The 17,718-nt window shown below is 70.6% G+C and carries 13 protein-coding genes and 1 pseudogene; 8 read left to right on the top strand and 6 right to left on the bottom strand.

All coding sequences use genetic code 11. The annotated features are described in order from the left end of the window. Positions 1 to 54: 54 nt before the first annotated feature. Positions 55 to 3,243 (bottom strand): TIM-barrel domain-containing protein, encoded by a 3,189-nt coding sequence (locus ACWF79_RS15205; RefSeq protein ID WP_453728568.1) that lies wholly within the window; start codon positions 3,241 to 3,243, stop codon positions 55 to 57. 302 nt (positions 3,244 to 3,545) lie between these two features. On the opposite strand from ACWF79_RS15205, the gene ACWF79_RS15200 reads away from it, so the two are divergent. From ACWF79_RS15200 to ACWF79_RS15190, 3 genes are read left to right on the top strand one after another with little or no spacing between them, the layout of a single operon-like run. Next, positions 3,546 to 4,805: an extracellular solute-binding protein gene (locus tag ACWF79_RS15200; protein ID WP_453728567.1), complete on the top strand. Its 1,260-nt coding sequence runs from the start codon at positions 3,546 to 3,548 to the stop codon at positions 4,803 to 4,805. Positions 4,806 to 4,846: 41 nt separating this feature from the next. Next, a complete protein-coding gene (locus ACWF79_RS15195; protein ID WP_453728566.1) occupies positions 4,847 to 5,746 on the top strand; it encodes a carbohydrate ABC transporter permease in 900 nt (299 codons plus the stop codon). Further along, positions 5,743 to 6,591, top strand: a complete 849-nt coding sequence (locus tag ACWF79_RS15190; RefSeq protein ID WP_453728565.1) for a carbohydrate ABC transporter permease — start codon at positions 5,743 to 5,745, stop codon at positions 6,589 to 6,591. Before ACWF79_RS15195 ends, ACWF79_RS15190 begins: the two co-directional genes overlap by 4 nt. A gap of 68 nt (positions 6,592 to 6,659) precedes the next feature. Here ACWF79_RS15190 and ACWF79_RS15185 read toward each other — a convergent pair whose 3' ends face one another. Further along, the gene (locus ACWF79_RS15185) at positions 6,660 to 7,445 is read right to left on the bottom strand and encodes a DeoR/GlpR family DNA-binding transcription regulator (RefSeq protein WP_453728564.1); all 786 of its coding nucleotides are present in this window, start codon (positions 7,443 to 7,445) and stop codon (positions 6,660 to 6,662) included. 176 nt (positions 7,446 to 7,621) lie between these two features. On the opposite strand from ACWF79_RS15185, the gene ACWF79_RS15180 reads away from it, so the two are divergent. The 4 genes from ACWF79_RS15180 (at position 7,622) to ACWF79_RS15165 (ending at position 12,021) form a co-directional block, all read left to right on the top strand. Further along, positions 7,622 to 8,545, top strand: coding sequence for an ROK family protein (locus ACWF79_RS15180; protein ID WP_453728563.1), 924 nt, complete (start codon positions 7,622 to 7,624; stop codon positions 8,543 to 8,545). After that, a complete protein-coding gene (locus tag ACWF79_RS15175) occupies positions 8,542 to 9,489 on the top strand; it encodes a 1-phosphofructokinase family hexose kinase (RefSeq protein WP_453728562.1) in 948 nt (315 codons plus the stop codon). The genes ACWF79_RS15180 and ACWF79_RS15175 overlap by 4 nt, the downstream gene beginning before the upstream one ends. A 311-nt stretch (positions 9,490 to 9,800) precedes the next feature. Next, the gene (locus tag ACWF79_RS15170; RefSeq protein ID WP_453728561.1) at positions 9,801 to 11,585 is read left to right on the top strand and encodes a bifunctional metallophosphatase/5'-nucleotidase; all 1,785 of its coding nucleotides are present in this window, start codon (positions 9,801 to 9,803) and stop codon (positions 11,583 to 11,585) included. 136 nt (positions 11,586 to 11,721) lie between these two features. Next, on the top strand, positions 11,722 to 12,021 hold the full coding sequence (locus tag ACWF79_RS15165; protein ID WP_453728560.1) for a DUF1876 domain-containing protein: 300 nt from the start codon (positions 11,722 to 11,724) through the stop codon (positions 12,019 to 12,021). A 286-nt stretch (positions 12,022 to 12,307) separates the two neighbouring features. On the opposite strand, the pseudogene ACWF79_RS15160 reads toward ACWF79_RS15165, so the two are convergent. The 4 genes and pseudogenes from ACWF79_RS15160 to ACWF79_RS15145 all read right to left on the bottom strand — a co-directional run. Continuing rightward, a pseudogene (locus ACWF79_RS15160) lies at positions 12,308 to 12,904 on the bottom strand (CBS domain-containing protein); the annotation flags it as partial. A gap of 103 nt (positions 12,905 to 13,007) precedes the next feature. After that, positions 13,008 to 14,237, bottom strand: coding sequence for a glycoside hydrolase family 64 protein (locus ACWF79_RS15155; RefSeq protein WP_453728559.1), 1,230 nt, complete (start codon positions 14,235 to 14,237; stop codon positions 13,008 to 13,010). 249 nt (positions 14,238 to 14,486) lie between these two features. Then, complete coding sequence (locus tag ACWF79_RS15150; protein WP_453728558.1) at positions 14,487 to 15,152, bottom strand: GntR family transcriptional regulator; 666 nt, start codon at positions 15,150 to 15,152, stop codon at positions 14,487 to 14,489. A 72-nt stretch (positions 15,153 to 15,224) separates the two neighbouring features. Beyond that, positions 15,225 to 16,400 (bottom strand): CaiB/BaiF CoA transferase family protein, encoded by a 1,176-nt coding sequence (locus ACWF79_RS15145; RefSeq protein WP_453728557.1) that lies wholly within the window; start codon positions 16,398 to 16,400, stop codon positions 15,225 to 15,227. A gap of 135 nt (positions 16,401 to 16,535) precedes the next feature. Between ACWF79_RS15145 and ACWF79_RS15140 the strand changes: the two genes are divergently transcribed. Beyond that, complete coding sequence (locus tag ACWF79_RS15140; RefSeq protein WP_453728556.1) at positions 16,536 to 17,717, top strand: acyl-CoA dehydrogenase family protein; 1,182 nt, start codon at positions 16,536 to 16,538, stop codon at positions 17,715 to 17,717. The last annotated feature ends 1 nt before the right edge of the window (position 17,718 follow it).

The raw sequence follows: 17,718 nt of genomic DNA, 5'->3' as shown, positions 1-17,718 counted from the left end.
GGCTGCGCCTCCGGACTGGGACAGCAGGGCCGGAGGCGCAGGTGGAGGGCGGGATCAGGCCACGAGGGTCCAGCGCTGGGCCGCTGAGCCCGAGCACGTGGCGAGGGTCAGCTTCGTCCCGTTGGCCGTACCCGATCCGACCGGGGCCAGGCAGCGACCGCCGCTGGTCACGGTCGACTGGGCACCCAGCTGCCACTTCTGGCCCGCGGAGCCGTTGCACGGCTGGACCGTGGCCGTGGCGCCGGAGCCGTCGAGGCAGACGCCGTCCTTGCCGGTGAGCGTGCCGCCGGCCGTGAACGTCCAGCGCTGGTTGGTCCCGCCGTGGCAGGCGTACAGCGTCGGCTCGCTCCCAGGCGTCGTCGTGCCGTAGGGCAGGTCGACGCAGGACGAGGAAGCGGCGTTGACCAGGGTCGCGTTCGCCGGGAGCGGCGTGGCGCGGCCGGTCGCGGAGATCTCGGCCGCGCTCGTCCACGGGCCCCGGTTCCCCGCCTCGGTCAGGGCCTTCAGACGGAGGTAACGCCCGGTCTTCGGCGCGAAGGTGACCTTCTTCTCGACCGCGGTGTCGGCGAAGGCGCCCGTGGCGACCGGGTTGCCCCAACTCGCCGTCGTGTCGGAGACGTACACCTCGTACGACCCGATGCGCCCGTTGCTCGCGCCGTCCTGCCGTGGCAGGTAGGACAGGCTGTCGACGTCGTACCGCGCTCCCAGGTCGATCTGGAGCTCGTGGGGGAGCGCGGCGGCCGAGCCGCCGGAGTAGGCGGTGTGCCACTTCGTGGCCGGGTTGCCGTCGATGGCGTTCACGGCGGCTCCGTTCTCGGCCGAGGTCTCCTGGCTGTCGGCGTACGCGACCTTCCAGGCGGCCTTCGAGATCGGCTGCCCCGTCGCGGGCACCGCCGTCGCCGGGAGGAGCGTCAGGCCGTTCGCCGTGACGGTGAACGCCCCCGACTTCGAGCCGGCCTTGACCCACAGGGTGCCGGAGCGGTCGGCGGGGTCGAAGTACCAGCCGGTTGCGGCGGCGTCGTACGCGGCCTTGGAGGTCAGCGCCGGGAGCGCCGTGCCGCCGACGGTGACGCCGGTGGGCGCGGCGGCCGAGTGGACGGTGAACTCGTAGCCACGGGCGGCCGGCTTGCCGTCGTACGTACCCGTGCTCGCGCCGACAGCGATGCTCACGTCGCCGGTGCCGGAGGCCGGCGCGGTGACGTCGACCTTCTGCTTGGCGTACGCGCCGCTCTGGTACTCGCGGGTGATGCCGTCATCCTCGTACAGCGTGAACGTGGACGATCCGCGCGGATGGATGTCGTAGGTGAGCTTGTCGACCGCCTTCTCGCCGGTGTAGTTCATCTGCGGCCACATCGGCACGATGCCACCGCCCTTGACGAAGACGGGGAGGGTGTCGAGCGGGGCGTTGTAGCCGTTGAGCCAGCCCGGGCCGGAGTACGTCTTCCCGGTCCAGTAGTCGGTCCACGTGCCGGCGGGGAGGTAGATGCCGTCGCGGGTCGTGGTGTCCGTCACGACGGGGGCCACGAGCAGCGAGTCACCGGACATGAACTGGCCGCTGGTCTGGTTGCCGCGCGCGACGGGGTCGTTCGGGTACTCGAGCACCATGGCGCGGACCGTGGGCGTGCCGGTCTCGGTGGCGACGCGGCTCGCCGAGTACAGGTACGGCATCAGCCGCATCTTCAGCTTGAGGTACTTGCGGTTGATCGACAGGTACGGGTCGGAGAACCGCCAAGGCTGCTTGTCCTGGTAACCGGCCTCCGGGTTGGTGGCGCCCCAGCCGGACATCGTCATGAAAGCGGGGGTGAGCGCCTTCCACTGCAGATCGCGGACGTACGTCTTGGGGCTGCCCTGGAAGATGCCGTCCACGTCACCCGAGGCGTAGTTGAACCCGGACAGGCCCGCGCCCGCGATCGCCGGGACGTGCCAGCGCATGGCGTCCCAGGTGCCCGGCGTGTCGCCGGTCCAGACGACCGCGTTGCGCTGGGTACCGGCCCAGCCGTCGACCGTCCAGACGTAGCGGCGGGCGTCGGAGTTCTTCTCGATGCCGTCGACCGCCTGCTGGACACCGTCGAAGGCGTACTTGTAGCCGGGGCCGATCCAGGCGACGTCGGTCTTGACCCCGCGGCTCCCGGCGGTGCCGACCTCGTCGGCGATGTTCGCGAGACCGGTGGACGTCCACAGACCCGTCTGGAAGCCCTTCGCCTTGAGCCCGTCGACGGTCGCCTTCAGGTCCGCATAGCCGCACCCGTAGCCGTCGTTCGGCAGGAACCAGCCGGAGGGCATGTCGGCGGCGCGGGCGTCGGCCGCGTACCCGAGGACGTCCTTCGTGGTCTGGTGACGCGCCCGGTCGTGGTCACCGGTGTAGTCCGGGTTGGAGGCGTTCCAGCAGTCGGCGTTGCCGAGCTCGAAGCCCCACGCCGGCGCCATGAACGGCTTGCCGCTGACGTCCGTGTACGCGTCGAGCACGCCCTTGAGGGAGTCGCCGACGAAGTACCAGGCGTCGAAGCGGCTCTCGTTGTGCGTGAACGTGCCGGGCGCGCCGAAGGTGTACGTACCGGGCGCCCAGGTGTTGCGCATGACGCCGTATCCGTTGGTCGACATGTAGAAGGGCGCCGGGCTGGCGTTGGTGTTCTCCTTCCACGTGTTGGCGACCGAGACCGGAACGGTCTTGCCGCGCAGCGCCCACTCACCCAGGCGCAGGCCGGTGCCGTAGAACTGCTCGTCGGGGCCCTGGGAGAGGTACTGGCTGGTCTGGGTGCCGGTCCAGGACAGCGGCTGCGACTCCTGCCAGACGAGCGTGGTGTTGTCCGCCCGGTAGACGGAGAAGCGGAGCGGGGACTTGTTCACCCGGATGTTCATGGCCGGGGTGGTGATGCGGTAGTACGCGCCGGCATCCGAGACGCTCGTCGTCACGGCGCCGAAGTCGGTGTCGATCGCGAGGGCGTTGCCGGCCGGGTCGTCGGTGAAGGTGCCGTTGGGTGACAGCCATATCCGGAAGATGTCCTGACGGGCGATCACCACCCGGGCCTTGGCCGCCGTCGACGTACTGATCGTGACGGTGTTGCCGGACTGGCTGGCACCGGTGGCGTCTCCGGCGCTCGCCGCGGCGGCGGGGGACACGGGCCCGGCGACGGAGAACACGGCCGCCACCATGGCGGCGACCAGGCCCAGGATCGCCGGGCGTCTGCCGCGGGCCCGGCCTCCTCCCCGCCGACGCGGGGGTCGTACGGAACTTCGTTGCATCACAGCCGCCTTTCCGGCCATGCGGGCGCCGACCGGCGGCGCCCGCCGACAACACGTGCTGAGGCGCCATGACAACAGCCGCCCTGAATGACGTCAAGTGTTCATAGAGCCCTTGTTTCAATCAAAAACGCGCATGATCCTTCGCTCGACAGTAGACAGCGCTTTCGTGGTCACGAGTGGGTAACTCCCCCGAGCCTGGAGGTGACAATGGCCAGAGTGCGTGCTCAAACTTGAGCAATTCTCGGCGACCTGCTCAGTTCTGAGCATGCTCGCTCTCTTCCTTGCACAAGGCGGTAGCTGCCATGACGCGACGTCTCTTCGCCCTGTCCGCCGCCGGGGTCACCGGTGCGCTCGTCCTCTCGCTCGCGGGGTGCGGGGGCGGCGGATCCGGGACCTCGGCCGACGGGATCACCACCATCAAGTTCCTCGCGGCGGACTACGGATCCAACGGCGACAACCCGAGCCAGGCGTACTGGCAGGACGTGATCAAGGCGTTCGAGAAGAAGAACCCCAAGATCAGGGTCGACCTCCAGGTGATCAACTGGAACGACATCGACGCCCAGGTCAAGACCATGGTCCAGAACGGCGACCAGCCCGACATCCTTCAGACCGGCGGCTATGCGGACTTCGCGAAGAGCGGGCTGCTCCACCCCGCCGCCGACGTGCTCTCGGTGCCCACCGAGGCGGACCTCATCCCGGCCATGGCCGATGCCGGCAGCCAGGACAACACCCGCTACGGCATCCCGTTCGTGTCCAGCGCGCGGATGTTCCTGATCAACAACGAGCTGTTCCGCAAGGCCGACCTCGACCCGAAGAAGCCGCCGAAGACCTGGGCCGAGGTCACCGCCGCGGCGACCGCGCTCAAGAAGGCGGGCGTGGAGGTGCCGCTCGGCATCCCGCTCGGAAAGGAGGAGGCCCAGGCCGAGGCGTTCATCTGGATGATGGGCAACAAGGGCGGCTACCAGAACGAGGGCGGCACGTACGCCATCAACTCCGCCGCCAACGTGGAGACGTTCACCCAGCTCAAGAGCTGGGTCGACGCGGGCCTGACCCAGAAGAGCCCCGCCGCCGTCAACCGCACCGATCTGACCAAGACCTTCGCGTCCGGCAAGGTCGGCATGCTCAACGGCTTCCCCGGCCAACTCGCCGAGGTCAAGGCCATGGACGTCACCTGGACGGCCATGCCCGGCAAGGACGCGCAGAGCCCCAGCACCCTCGGCGTCGCCGACTGGGTCATGGCCTTCAAGAAGGGCGGCCACAAGGAGGAGATCAAGGCGTTCCTGGACTTCGCGTACCAGAAGGAGCACACGGTCACATTCGCCAAGACGTACAACCTGATGCCGGTGACCCGGTCCGCGCTCGCGGCGCTCCAGGACGACCCCGCGCAGAAGGACCTCAAGCCGTTCCTCGGCATTCTGCCCACCGCCACCTTCTACCCGCTCAGCGACCCGACCTGGCCGGGCGTCTCCGCCCAGATCAAGACCCAGATCGGCAGCGCCGTCAACGAGCCGCAGAAGACCCTCGACGCGCTCCAGCAGGCCGCACAGCAGGCAGGACAGTAACGAGAGCGGCCGTGTCCGTACGCCCGAAACGAGAGCTCACCTTGCCCACCAGCACCCCCCGCCCCCGGACCCGGCCGCGGCGCCTCGGCGCCCTGCCGTGGATATCCCCGGCCGTCGTCCTCATCCTGGCCGTGGTCGTCTGGCCGGTCGTGGAGATGGTCCGCACCTCGCTGCGGAGGATCGACACCTCCGGTGTCGACCAAGGGCCCGCCGGGTTCGACAAGTACCGCAAGCTGTTCGCCGACCCGCGCCTCCCTGACGTCCTGACCTGGACCGTCGTGTGGACGGTCCTCGTGGTGGCCCTCACCATGATCGTCTCGCTCGGTCTCGCGCAGCTGTTCAACCAGCGCTTTCCCGGCCGGAGGATCACCCGCTGGGCGCTGATCGCCCCCTGGGCGGCCTCCGTCCTGATGACCGCGATCGGCTTCCGCTGGATGCTCGACCAGGTCGCCGGCGTCCTCAACCGGCTGCTCCTGGACCTGGGAGTCGTCGACGCGGCCGAGGCATGGACCGGAGACGCCGCCCACGCCAAGCCGTGGCTGGTGTTCGTCGCCGTCTTCGTGTCCCTCCCCTTCACCACGTACACCCTCCTCGCCGGGCTCCAGACCGTCCCGGCGGAGGTGTACGAGGCGGCCCGTGTCGACGGGGCGTCACGAGCGCAGACCTATCTGCGGATCACCGTGCCGCTGCTACGGCCGGCCTTCCTCGTCGCCCTGGTGATCAACCTGATCAACGTCTTCAACTCGTTCCCGGTCATCTGGGGCATGACCCAGGGCGGCCCCAACGCCGACACCGCCACGACCACGGTCTTCATGTACATGCTGCGCAGTTACGACGTCGCCGAGTCGGCGGCCATGTCCGTGGTCAACTTCGCGGCCGTCATCGTCATGGTGCTGGTCTTCCTGAAGGTCAGCGGCTGGAAGGAGGAGGCGAACCGATGAGAGACCCGCGTACGCCCACGTTGCGAACAAGGCCGCGCACCAGGACCGTTCTGCTGACCGTCACGGCATGGGCGATGGCCGCGCTCTTCCTCCTGCCGTACGTCGAGATGGTCATCACGGCCGGGCGCCCCGCCGACGAGCTGCGTGACAACGGCTATCTGCCGTCCCGCTTCGACTGGTCCGCGTTCACCCGGGTGTGGACCGACACCACCCTCGGTCAGAACCTGTCCAACACCCTGCTGATCGCGGGCGGTTCGACGGTTCTGGTGCTCCTGGTCGCCCTGCCGGCCGCGTACTACACGGCCCGCGTGCGCTTCCGGGGGCGCACCGCGTTCCTCCTGCTCGTCCTGGTCACGCAGATGTTCCAGCCGACGGCCCTTCAGGTGGGCCTCTACCGGGAGTTCCACGCCCTCGGCCTGCTCGACACCGTGACCGTGCTGATGATCGCCAACGCGGCGTTCAACCTCGCGTTCGCGGTGTGGATCATCAGCGCGTACATCGGCTCGATCCCCGTGGAGCTGGAGGAGGCCGCGATGATGGACGGCAGCAGCCGGGCCGGGGCGCTGTTCCGGGTGACCCTGCCGCTGGCGATGCCCGGGATCGTCACCGCCGTGATCTTCACGTTCATCGCGGCGTGGAACGAGTTCATCATGGGTCTGACGCTGACGACGTCACCCGAGCGGCAGCCGTTGACGGTCGGCATCAACAACATGATCGGCGCCTACAGCGTCCAGTGGAACCAGGTCTTCGCGGCGTCGATCGTCGCGATCGTCCCGGTCGTGATCCTGTTCGCGGTCATCGAGCGTCATGTGGTCTCGGGGCTCACCGCGGGCTCGGTGAAGTGACCGGTACGCGGCGACTCCTCGTCGCCGCCTCCGCCGCCCGCGGCCGGTGCCCGCCTCGCCGTCCGCCGCTAGACGCAGTGGACGTCGACGCCCTGGTGGGTGAGCTGTTCGACGAGGTCGTCGGGCGCGTCGTGGTCCGTGACGAGGACGTCGATCTCGGGGATCGTGCAGACCCGGGCGAAGGCCCGCTGGCCGAGCTTGGTGGAGTCGGCGACCACGATGATCTTGTCGGCGCGCTCGGCCATGGCCCGGTTGGCACTCGCCTCGCCCTCGTCGTGGGTGGACGCCCCGAAGTGCGGGTCGACGGCGTTGACGCCGAGGATCGCGTAGTCGAGCGACAGACCTTGAAGGACAGCGGCCGCGAGCGGCCCGGTCAGCTCGTACGACTGGGGGCGGGCCACGCCACCGGTCACGACGGTCTTCACGTAGGGCCGGACCGCCAGCTCGTTGGCGATGTTCACGGCATTGGTGACGATCGTCAGCGTGGTGCCGGCCGCGTGCTCGACCAGGTCGGGACGGGTGGCCAGTTCACGGGCCACCTCCGAGGTCGTCGTGCCGCCGTTCAGCCCGACGACCGCGCCGGGCGGGACGAGGGCGGCGGCGGCACGGGCGATGCGCTGCTTCTCGTCGGCCTTGCGGCCGATCTTGTAACGCAGGGGCAGGTCGTACGTGACTCCGCTGAGCACCGCGCCGCCGCGGGTGCGGGTCAGGAGCTGCTGGCGGGCCAACTCCTCCAGGTCGCGACGGACGGTGGCCGGGGAGACGTCGAGCAGCTCGGCGGCCTCGCCGACCTCGATGCTCCCCCGCTCGCCCAGCGCGTCGAGGAGCCGCGTCCACCGCTCGTGCGTGCCCATCACCGTTCTCCTCGTCTCGCTTCACGACCTTCTGCGGGCCGAGCGTAACCCGCGCACGGGGCAGCTTGCTCAATTCCTGACCACCATTGCTCAATCTTGAGCGCAAAAGCTATAACCAACTCATCTTCAATCATCGGAGCTGGATGTAAGCCAGCCGCGGACCCTTCGGGAGCACCATGACAGTCATGGCCCTGGACGTCGGAGGTACGTACATCAAGGGCGGTGTGCTCTCCGACGACGGCACCCTGAGCCACACCGAGCGCTGGTACACCAGGGCGGACCGCGGCCCGGACGCCGTCCTGGAGACCGTGTTCGCGTGCGCGGCCGAACTGGCCGAGCGCTGCCCGACGGCGGAGGCGGCCGGGGTCGTCGTGCCCGGTGTCGTCGACGAGGAGGCGGGCCTGTCCCTACTCGCCGCCAACCTCGGCTGGCGCGACGTACCGGTCCAGGACTGGCTGGCCGAACACCTCGGCCTGCCCGTCGCGTTCGGCCACGACGTCCGCGCCGGCGGCCTGGCGGAGGCCAGGTCGGGCGCCGCGCGGGGCTGCGCGGACTTCCTCTTCGTACCGGTCGGCACCGGGATCGCCGCCGCCGTGTTCACCGGGGGCCGGGCGCGTGCGCTGACCGGAGGTCACGGCCGCGCCGGCGAACTGGGCCACGTCGTCGTGCGGCCCGGGGGAGACCGCTGCCACTGCGGTGCGCGGGGCTGCCTGGAGACGGTGGCGTCCGCGGCCGCCATCGCCCGCCGGTACTCCCGCGTCACCGGCTGGCACGGCATCACGGCCCGAGAGGTCCAGGGCCGCGCCGACGCGGGAGACACGATCGCCGCCACCATCTGGTCCGAGGCGATCGAGGCCTTGGCCGACGCGCTGACCACCGCGATCACCCTGTACGACCCGGAGCGCGTCGTCATGGGCGGCGGCCTGTCCCGTGCAGGGCAGTCCCTCCTGGCGCCTCTCAGAGCGGCACTCGCCGACCGCCTCACGTTCCAGGCCACGCCCCGGATCGTCGAGGCCGGGCTCGGCGACCGGGCGGGCTGCATGGGCGCGGCGTACCTGGCCCAGGACATCCTGGTCCGGGCGGGGAAGGTGTCGCTGTGATCCTGACCGTCACCCTCAACGCCGCCCTCGACATCACCCACCACATCGACCGGCTGCGCCCCCACACCGCGCACCGCGTCCGCGAGGTGGCCGCCCGAGCGGGCGGAAAGGGCATCAACGTCTCCCGGGTCCTGCACACCCTCGGACATCCCACCCTCGTCACGGGCCTGGCCGGCGGCGGGACGGGGGCGGCGATCCGCCGTGAACTCGCCCGCGCGGGCCTTGCGGAGCAGCTGATTCCCGTCCGTGGGAAGAGTCGTCGCACGGTCGCCGTCGTGGACGCGTACTCCGGCGACACGACGACCCTGTTGGAACCGGGACCCGTCGTACTGCCCGACGAATGGGCGTACTTCCGCGACTTGTTCGGAGCACTGCTCGGTCGGGCCACCGCGGTCGTCCTCTCGGGCAGCCTGCCACCGGGCCTGCCCGAGGACGCCTACGCGGTTCTCGTCCGGGCCGCCCGCGCACGAGGTGTCCCCGCCCTCGTCGACACCAGCGGCCCGGCGCTGCTCGCCGCCCTCCCGGCCGCGCCGGCGCTGGTCAAACCGAATGCCGACGAACTCGCCGACGCCACCGGCCTGTCCGACCCCCACGCGGCGGCCGAGGCCCTGCGCACCGCCGGAGCCGACGCCGTCGTCGCCTCGCTCGGCCCGGAGGGGCTGCTCGCCGTCACGCCGCACGGCGCCTGGCGCGCACGTCCCACGGAGCGGCTGCGGGGCAACCCGACGGGCGCCGGGGACGCCGCGGTCGCCGCGCTGGCCGCCGGCCTCGCCGCCTCCGACCCCTGGCCCGCCCGGCTGGCCGAGGCGGTGGCCCTGTCGGCCGCCACGGTGGCGGCCCCGCTGGCAGGTTCCTTCGACCCTGCCGCCCACCACCGTCTGCGTGCACGGGCGGACGTCACACCCCTGCCTCGCCCACCAGGAGCACCGCCGTGCCTCTCGTAGGGACGGCCGAGTGGGGCGAGGTCGTCGACGAGGACGGGGCGCACGCCCGGGACGGAGGCCGCCCGTCCCTGTGCGCGACGGGGGCGAGCTCGTGCGTCCCCATGCCGCCCGCGCCCAACTCCCGCTCCAGGGTCGGCACACAAGGAGGATCAGTGGCTGAAGGGGGCCAATTCCACAGATGACGGACTCGGCCGCGCCGCGATGAAGCCCGGTCATGTCCCATGCCGTGGAGCGCTGTTCGACGTTCATGGCCATGACACCGACAGGAGTTGAGATGGGTCTGCTCGTCCCACTCCGAAGGAGTCATCGCCTTGAGAAACGTCCTTCGCCGGATCGGCGTCATCGCCGCGGGCACCGTCCTCGTCGGCGGCGCCCTTTCCGTCTCACCGGCCGCCGCAGACGACACCCTCGACGTCCAACTCCTCAGCATCACCGACTTCCACGGCTACCTCCAGCCGCCCATGGCCGGACAAGGCGGACAGATCCCCGCGGGCGGCGGTACCTCGGTGACCGTCGGCGGAGCCGCCTACCTCGCCACCCATCTCGACCGGTTGAGCGCAGGGCACCCCCACTCCGTCTTCTTCTCCACCGGTGACAACTTCGCCGGCTGGCCCTTCGAGGTGGACGCCTTCCAGGACGAGCCGACGATCGAGGTGCTCAACAAGCTGGGACTGCGCTTCACCGCAGTGGGCAACCACGAGCTGGACGTCTCCCGGAGCTTCCTCGTCGATCACATGGCGAACGGCGAGTGCTTCGGCACGGTCGGAGTGGACAGCTGCTTCACGGACTCCACCGGACGCCGTTTCCACGGCGCCGACTTCGACTTCCTGACCGGCAACATCGTCGACGCCCGGACCGGGCGGACGATCGTGGACCCGTACCGTATCGAGTGGTTCACGGCCGCCGGCGGCAAGCGCGTCCCGGTCGGCTTCATCTCCACCACCACCGAGGCCACCGTCACCGGCTCGACGTCCTACCAGCCGGACCTGCGCGCACAGGACCAGGCGTGGGCCATCAACCGGTACGTCAAGCAGCTCAAGAGCCGTGGCGTCGAGGCCATCGTCCTCAACGTGCACGAGGGCGGCGGGCCGAGGAACGCCGACACCTCGGGCTACAACGTGTGCGACTCCGCCTCCGGGCCGGTGTTCGACCTGGCGAAGAAGGTCACGGCGGAGGTCGACGCGATCGTCACCGGAGACTGGCACTCCCGCTTCAACTGCATGGTGCCCGACCCGACCGGCGTTCCGCGCCCGATCGTCGAGGCGGGCAACCACGGCGCCCTGATCAACGAGATCAACCTGTCCATCGATCCGAAGAGCGGCGAGGTCCTCAGGAACCGCACCCGCTCCGTCAACCACGCGGTCACGCGTGACGTGGCGCAGGATCCTGAGGTGAAGAAGATCGTCGACCACTGGGCCGCGCGCGGAGCCGAGCGCTTCGCCGAACCGCTCGCGACCCAGACCGGCCCCTTCACCCGGGCGGCCAACGCCGCGGGCGAGAGCACCGCGGCCGACCTGTACGCCGACGTCCAGTACTGGAACGCCAACCGCACCTCCGCGGGGAAGGCCGATCTGGCGCTGATCGCCGCGCAGCCCGCCAAGGGCAGCAACGCCGTCCGCACCGACCTTCCGTACGCCAAGGGGAGCCACCCCGCCGACGCGGACGGCCGCATCCTGTTCGGCGAGTCCTGGAACGCCTACGGCTACGGAAATCCGGTCCTCACCGTCAGTGTGAAGGGGCGTCAGCTGAACGAGATACTCGAACAGCAGTGGCAGAAGCAGGCCGACGGGACGGTGAAGTTCGCTCCGCTCGCCGTGTCGCGCAACGTCTCGTACAGCTACGACCTGTCGCGTCCGGTCGGCGACCGCATAGCCTCCGGCGACGTACGGATCAACGGCCGGCCGCTGCACCCCGCGCTCACCTACCGGGTGGCCGCGCTCGCCTACACGGTCGTCGGAGCCGACGGCTACAGCGCCTTCGCCGGCTACACCGCGCCGGTCCGCAACGGTGCCGACCACGAGAGCTTCGTGGAGTACCTCAGGGCCCACAAGCAGATCACCCCGGCGCCCCTCAACCGGGTCCGGATCAAGGGCTGACGCGGGCGGGACCGCCGGGCGGACCGCCGGGCCGGACCGCCGTCGGCGCGCGCCCACGCGCGCGTGGATGGATCCTGGTAGGTAGGAAGGGACGCGCGGCGGTCCTACGCGTCCCGACGGCGCGAGGAGGCAGACCATGACACGGACACTGGAGTGGACGGTCGGCCTGGAACTGGTCGAAGAGGACGGCAGGACCATGGCCGAGGCGCATCTCAACACCGGTACGTCGACCCTCACCGGCCACGGCACCGCACGGTGCAACCCGTCGGACGTGGACGTTCCGGCGATCGGTGACGAGCTCGCCGCGAGTCGGGCCATGAAGGACCTGGCCGGTCAGTTGATGCGCGAGGCCAACCGGGAGATGGAGGCGGTGGGCGCGGGGACCGTACCGCAGCACACCGGCCCCGGATACGGCTGGCCGGAGGCGGTCTCCTGACGGGACCGCCCCGCACACCGGGCCCGTCGGCCTCCCGCCGACGGGCCCGGTCCTGTCTCACGCCTCGGGGGCTCGGCCCTGTCTCACGCCTGGTGGGCTCGGCCCTGTCCTACGCCTCGGGGCTCGGGGCGGCGTCCTCGGCGCTCCCGGTCCCGCGTCGGCCGGCGTCGGTGATCCCGTGCGTGGCGGTGTCCCGGTCCGTGCCTTCTGCCGCTCGCGTGTCCGCGCCCGAGTCCGTGGTGCTGTCCCGATCCGTACGCCCGTCCCCGTCCCTGTCCCCCTCTTCGCCCTCGTCGTCGTCCTCGTACGACAGGCGGTCCACGACCTCCACGACGCCGTCCACGCTCTCGCAGAGCCGTACGAAGACCGGTGCGAGGCTTCGGCGCTCCAGCCGGCCGCTGAGCGTGACCCGGCCCTCGTCCACGTCGACGTGGAGCGCGGCGGGGGAGTGGCGGAGAATGCGGATGACCACGTCCTCCAGGATCTCCTCCTGGATCGCCCGGTCCCGGCGCAGGAACAGCTGGAGCAGATCGCTCCGGCTGAGCACCCCGATGAGCTGCCCGCCCGCGTCCACCACCGGCAGGCGCTTGACACGGTGCCGCTCCATCAGCCGTGCCGCCTCCACCGCCGTCCAGGACGGGCGGGCGACCACCACGGGGCTGGTCATCATCGCCCCGGCGGTGCTCGGCCCGTCCTTGGCGGTGTGGCGGCGCAGCAGATCCGCCTCGGACACGACGCCGATCGGTCGGTTGGCCTCGTCCACCACGGGTACGGCGGTGATGCCGTACTCGTCGAGCAGCCGAGCGATCTCCTTGAACGGCGTCCCCGGCTGCACGGCAACCGCGGTCGGCGTCATCAGGTCGGCGACACTGCGGTTGCGCATCGTCCGTTCCGTCCCTTCTCCCGCTCCTGCGTCCATGATCCCTCACGACGAGGGGACGCAGAGGGCACCGAGGACCCGTGGGAGCGGGAAGCCGGGGCGCGGCCTAGCTGAACGGGTCGAGCGTCACGTATGCCTCCCGCGGGTCGCCGTCGTGGACGAGCGATTCGTGGGCGCCGACGTCGTCGAAGGCGAAGCCGTACGCCTTGCCGTCCGCCATCTGCGCGTGGATCTTGCGCGAGTAGTGGTTGGTGACGGCGTCCTGGTAGAAGCCGGCCGACGAGGTGTCCGGCTGGTTGGGGTTGGTGAGGAGGGTGGACCGGTTGTAACCCGCGCAGAGAGTACGGGAGATGGGGCCCCGCACCTGGTCGTTGGGCGCGTCGAGCCGCTTGTAGCAGCCGAACACGCTGTCGGAGTCGGGCTTCTGGAAGGAGGTGACGACGGCGCCCGCGCTGTTGGTGAAGTTCATGACGCCGCCGGAGACGCGGCCGAAGTACTTCACGGACGGCTGGTTCGCGAAGGGTGTCACGGTGAGCGTGGAGGAGGAGTACTTCGTCCAGACGCGGTTGATGTAGTCGTCCATCACGTTCGCCGGGAGGGCGCCGGCCTCGATGCCGTGCCCCGGTGCGAGCGCGCGCAGGACGGTGCCGTCGGAGCGGGTCTGGATGAGGTTCGCCCAGCCGCCGGGCTGGCCCCGTAGCGAGGCGAGGAAGTTGCTGTACCCGCCCGGCTTGAGCCGGCCGGTCGTGGCCACACTGCCGTCGGGACGCTTGACGCCGACCGCGTACGGGGCCGAGACCATGTCGACCTGGGTGCTGTTGATCCAGAGGCCCGCGTCGTTGAGCGTGTACTCGGACCAGTTGAAGAGGATGTTCCGGTTGGGGTCGCTCGGGTTCTGGACGGCGGGCTGCACCAGGCCGCCGGTGGCCAGCTTGAAGACGAGCTTCTGGCCGTAGCTGAAGTAGATCCGGCCGGAGAACTTCGGCAGGCGGATCGTCATGGACTGCCCCTGCGCGGGGCCGGCGATGGAGGCGTCCGGCGCCGGTACGGGGACGGAGCCGCCGGCCGGCCAGGGGTGGAAGGTGCCGTTCGCGTCCGCCCAGCCCTGACGGCCGGTGGAGAGCTCGGTACCGAGGTTGTAGACGTAGACCTGCTCGGACCGGCCGGAGTTGTTCTTGAACGTGAGCGGGATCGTCGCCGGCACGGCGGCGGCCCACGTGGTGGCCGCCTCGACCGTGGGGGAGGGGCCGGCGAGGGTGAAGGCGGTGCCGATCAGGGCGGCGGCGGTGACCGGGGCGAGCAGCGTGAGCCGACGGCGGCGATGGGGGGAAGGCACGTGGGGCTCCTCGGGGTGGGGGATGCGAGGGCGCTGCGAGCGCTTGAGAGCGCTCTCAGAATGGTGAGGATGTGATGACCCTGTCAATGCTTCGGACGTCCGGGATGCCGGACGCCACGAGGGCCGGGCCCCGTGCTCGTGCGACCGGTGGCGGGCTCGCCGTGCGACCGGCGGGCCTGACCAACACGCGGTGACGGGCGCTCAGTTCGCCCGTCACCAGGGCGGCCCGCGCCATGGGCGCGGTACGGCTCACTCCAGGTCGAGGATCTCCCGCAGGGCGGCGACGGCGTGCGCCCGGTGCTCGTCGAGTCCGCGCACGAGGGCCTCCTCATCGCCGTTGCGTACGGCCGAGATGGCCGCGCGGTGCTCGCGTACGGCCAGTTCGCGGTGGGGTGTCTCGGTGTAGTACAGCGAGCGGTAGGCGTCGGTGGCGTCCCACAGCGTGGTGATGAGGCGCACCAGCCGGGGCATCTTGGAGGCCTCGATCAGAGCGAAGTGGAAGCGGCGGTTGGCGGCGGCCATCGCCGTCACGTCGCCGTCGTCCGCGGCCTCTTCCACCTCCCGCTGGATCTTCTCCAGGGAGGCGACCAGACCGTCGTCGGCGCGCCGGACGCCGAGGCGGACCGCCTCGGTCTCCAGCAACTGGCGGATCCGGTAGATCTCCTCCAGATCCGCCAGGGACAGCTCGGCGACGAAGTAGCCCCGGTGGATGTGGTGGACGACGAGGCCCTCACCCTCCAGGATCTTCAGCGCCTCCCGCAGCGGCACGCGACTGACGTCGAGCCGCGCGGCGAGCGCGTCCTGGCGGATCTGACCGCCGGGCCGCAGTTCCCCGGCGGTGATCGCGCGCCGCAGCTCCTTGAGGACGAACTGCTGGGCGGTCGGCGGCCGCCCCTTCTGCACCGCGCTGCTCATTCGGCTGCGACCTTTCCGTCGTTCCTGCCTCGTTCGACCCGCGTTCGCTCGGGTCATGATCCGTATATCTTCCTACGGCGCGCCGGGCGCCCGTCCCAGCTCCGCGAGCACGGCGGCGGTGTGCTCGCCGAGACGCGGGGGTGCGGCGCGGTACGAGGGCGGGGTGACGCCGAGCGTCACCGGGTTGACGACCTGCCCGGGGCCGGCCGCTTCGGCCGGGACGCGGGGTGCGAGGCCGAGGCGGTCGGCCAGGTCGAAGGCGGCGGCGAGATCGTTGATGGGGCCGCAGGGCACACCGGCCGCGGTGAGCTCCTCGAACCAGCTGTCGGCGGCCCGTTCGGCGAGCGGACCCGACAGGGCCGCGACCAGCTCCTCACGATGCGCGACGCGGGCGGTGTTGGTGGCGAAGCGGGCGTCGTCGGCGAGAGCGGGCAGCCCGAGCCGCACGCAGAGCGCGCGGAACTGGCGGTCGTTGCCCACGGCGAGGACCAGCGCCCGGTCGCGCGCCTGGAACACCTCGTACGGGGCGATGCTCGGATGCCGGTTGCCCAGGGCGCGCGGGACGACACCGGCGCCGAGGTGGGCGGCCGACTGGTTGGTGAGCGCCGACAGCAGGGAACTGAGCAGGGAGACCTCGACCCGCTGCCCCGCGCCGGTACGCTCCCGGTGCCGCAGCGCGGCCAGGACCCCGAGGCCCGCGTGGAGGCCGGTGATGACGTCGACGAGGGCGACGCCCGTCTTCGTCCCCTGCCCGCCGGGCTCGCCGGTCACGCTCATCAGCCCGCCCATCGCCTGGACGAGGAGGTCGTAGCCGGGCAGGTGGGCGCCCTCGGCGGCGCCGAAACCGGTCACCGAGCAGTAGACGAGACCGGGATTGGACGCGCGGACCTCTTCGTACCCGAGGCCGAGCTTCTCCATCGTGCCGGGCCGGAAGTTCTCGACGAGGACGTCGGCCCGGTCGACGATCGCGCGGGCCGTCTCCCGGTCCGCCGGGTCGGTCAGGTCGAGGGCGACGGAGCGCTTGTTCCGGTTCACCCCGAGGAAGTACGTGGCCTCGCCGTCGGCGAACGGGGGACCCCACGCGCGGGTGTCGTCACCGGAGCCGGGCCGCTCGATCTTGATCACATCGGCGCCGAGGTCGGCGAGGAGCATGGTCATGTACGGACCGGCGAGGACGCGCCCGAAGTCGGCCACGACGATTCCGGACAGTGCCCCGGGGATGGACGATTCCGGCTGATCTGCGCGCATCCCGCTCTCCTCCACCGGTGATTGGATCCGGTGTGAACGTAGGCGTGGGAGATCGGAGATTCAAGACTGGATCCAATATCCGATCTCCGAGTACGCTCGGCACGCCGCATCGCTGCACCAGCCTGGAGGCCATTCGTGAAGTCGAAGTCGTCCCCCGTCCACCCCTTCGATCTGCTGGCGATCGACGGCCTGTTGACCGACGAGGAGCGGGAGATCCGCCGGACCGTCCGCACGATGGCGGACAAGGAACTCCGCCCCCACGTGGCCGGCTGGTTCGAGCAGGGCGCCATCCCCGCCCGCGAACTCGCCCGGCAGCTCGGCGGCATCGGGGTCCTCGGCATGCACCTGGAGGGTTACGGCTGCGCGGGCACCAACGCCGTGGCGTACGGGCTGGCCTGCCTGGAGCTGGAGGCCGTCGACTCGGGTCTGCGCAGCCTCGTCTCCGTGCAGGGCTCCCTCGCGATGTACGCGATCTGGAAGTACGGCTCGGAGGAGCAGAAGCAGCAGTGGCTGCCCGGGATGGCGGCCGGCGAGTACATCGGCTGCTTCGGGCTCACCGAGCCCGACGCGGGATCGGATCCCGGAGCCATGCGCACCCGCGCCCGCCGGGACGGCGACGACTGGGTGCTCGACGGCACCAAGATGTGGATCACCAACGGCTCGGTGTCCGACGTCGCCGTCGTCTGGGCCCGGACCGACGAGGGCGTGCGCGGCTTCCTCGTACCGGCCGGCACTCCCGGCTTCTCCGCCCCGGAGATCAAGCAGAAGCTGTCGCTGCGCGCCAGCGTCACCAGTGAACTGGTCCTGGAGAACGTGCGCCTGCCCGCCGACGCGATGCTGCCCGAGGCGCGTGGCCTGTCCGGACCGCTCGGCTGTCTCAACGAGGCACGCTTCGGCATCGTGTTCGGTGCTCTCGGCGCCGCCCGTGACTGCCTGGAGACCGCGATCGCGTACGCGGGCGACCGCATCGTCTTCGAACGCTCCCTCGCCTCCTACCAGCTGACGCAGCAGAAGCTGGCGGACATGGCCCTGGAACTCGACAAGGGCATGCTGCTCGCCCTGCACCTGGGACGCCTCAAGGATGCGGGCGGCCTCGCGCCCGAGCAGGTCAGCGTGGGCAAGCTGAACAACGTACGCGAGGCCATCGCCATCGCCCGCGAGTGCCGCACCATCCTCGGCGCCAACGGCATCACCCTCGAGTACCCGGTGATGCGCCACGCCAACAACCTGGAGTCGGTCCTCACCTACGAAGGCACGAGCGAGGTCCACGCCCTGGTCATCGGCAAGGCGCTCACGGGCGAGCAGGCCTTCCGCTGAC

It is taken from the genome of Streptomyces sp. NPDC054975 (assembly GCF_053609105.1).
The sequence above is the reverse complement of the archived record's forward strand: the minus strand, read 5'-3'. Positions and strand labels throughout refer to the sequence as shown.

What these genes read in the sequence shown, in the direction of transcription:
- ACWF79_RS15165 (WP_453728560.1), top strand. Translation starts at nt 11,722, where the DNA reads ATGACACGGACACTGGAGTGGACGGTCGGCCTGGAACTGGTCGAAGAG.
- ACWF79_RS15200 (WP_453728567.1), top strand. Translation starts at nt 3,546, where the DNA reads ATGACGCGACGTCTCTTCGCCCTGTCCGCCGCCGGGGTCACCGGTGCG.
- ACWF79_RS15205 (WP_453728568.1), bottom strand. Translation starts at nt 3,243, where the DNA reads ATGCAACGAAGTTCCGTACGACCCCCGCGTCGGCGGGGAGGAGGCCGG.
- ACWF79_RS15190 (WP_453728565.1), top strand. Translation starts at nt 5,743, where the DNA reads ATGAGAGACCCGCGTACGCCCACGTTGCGAACAAGGCCGCGCACCAGG.
- ACWF79_RS15145 (WP_453728557.1), bottom strand. Translation starts at nt 16,400, where the DNA reads ATGCGCGCAGATCAGCCGGAATCGTCCATCCCCGGGGCACTGTCCGGA.
- ACWF79_RS15185 (WP_453728564.1), bottom strand. Translation starts at nt 7,445, where the DNA reads ATGGGCACGCACGAGCGGTGGACGCGGCTCCTCGACGCGCTGGGCGAG.
- ACWF79_RS15150 (WP_453728558.1), bottom strand. Translation starts at nt 15,152, where the DNA reads ATGAGCAGCGCGGTGCAGAAGGGGCGGCCGCCGACCGCCCAGCAGTTC.
- ACWF79_RS15180 (WP_453728563.1), top strand. Translation starts at nt 7,622, where the DNA reads ATGACAGTCATGGCCCTGGACGTCGGAGGTACGTACATCAAGGGCGGT.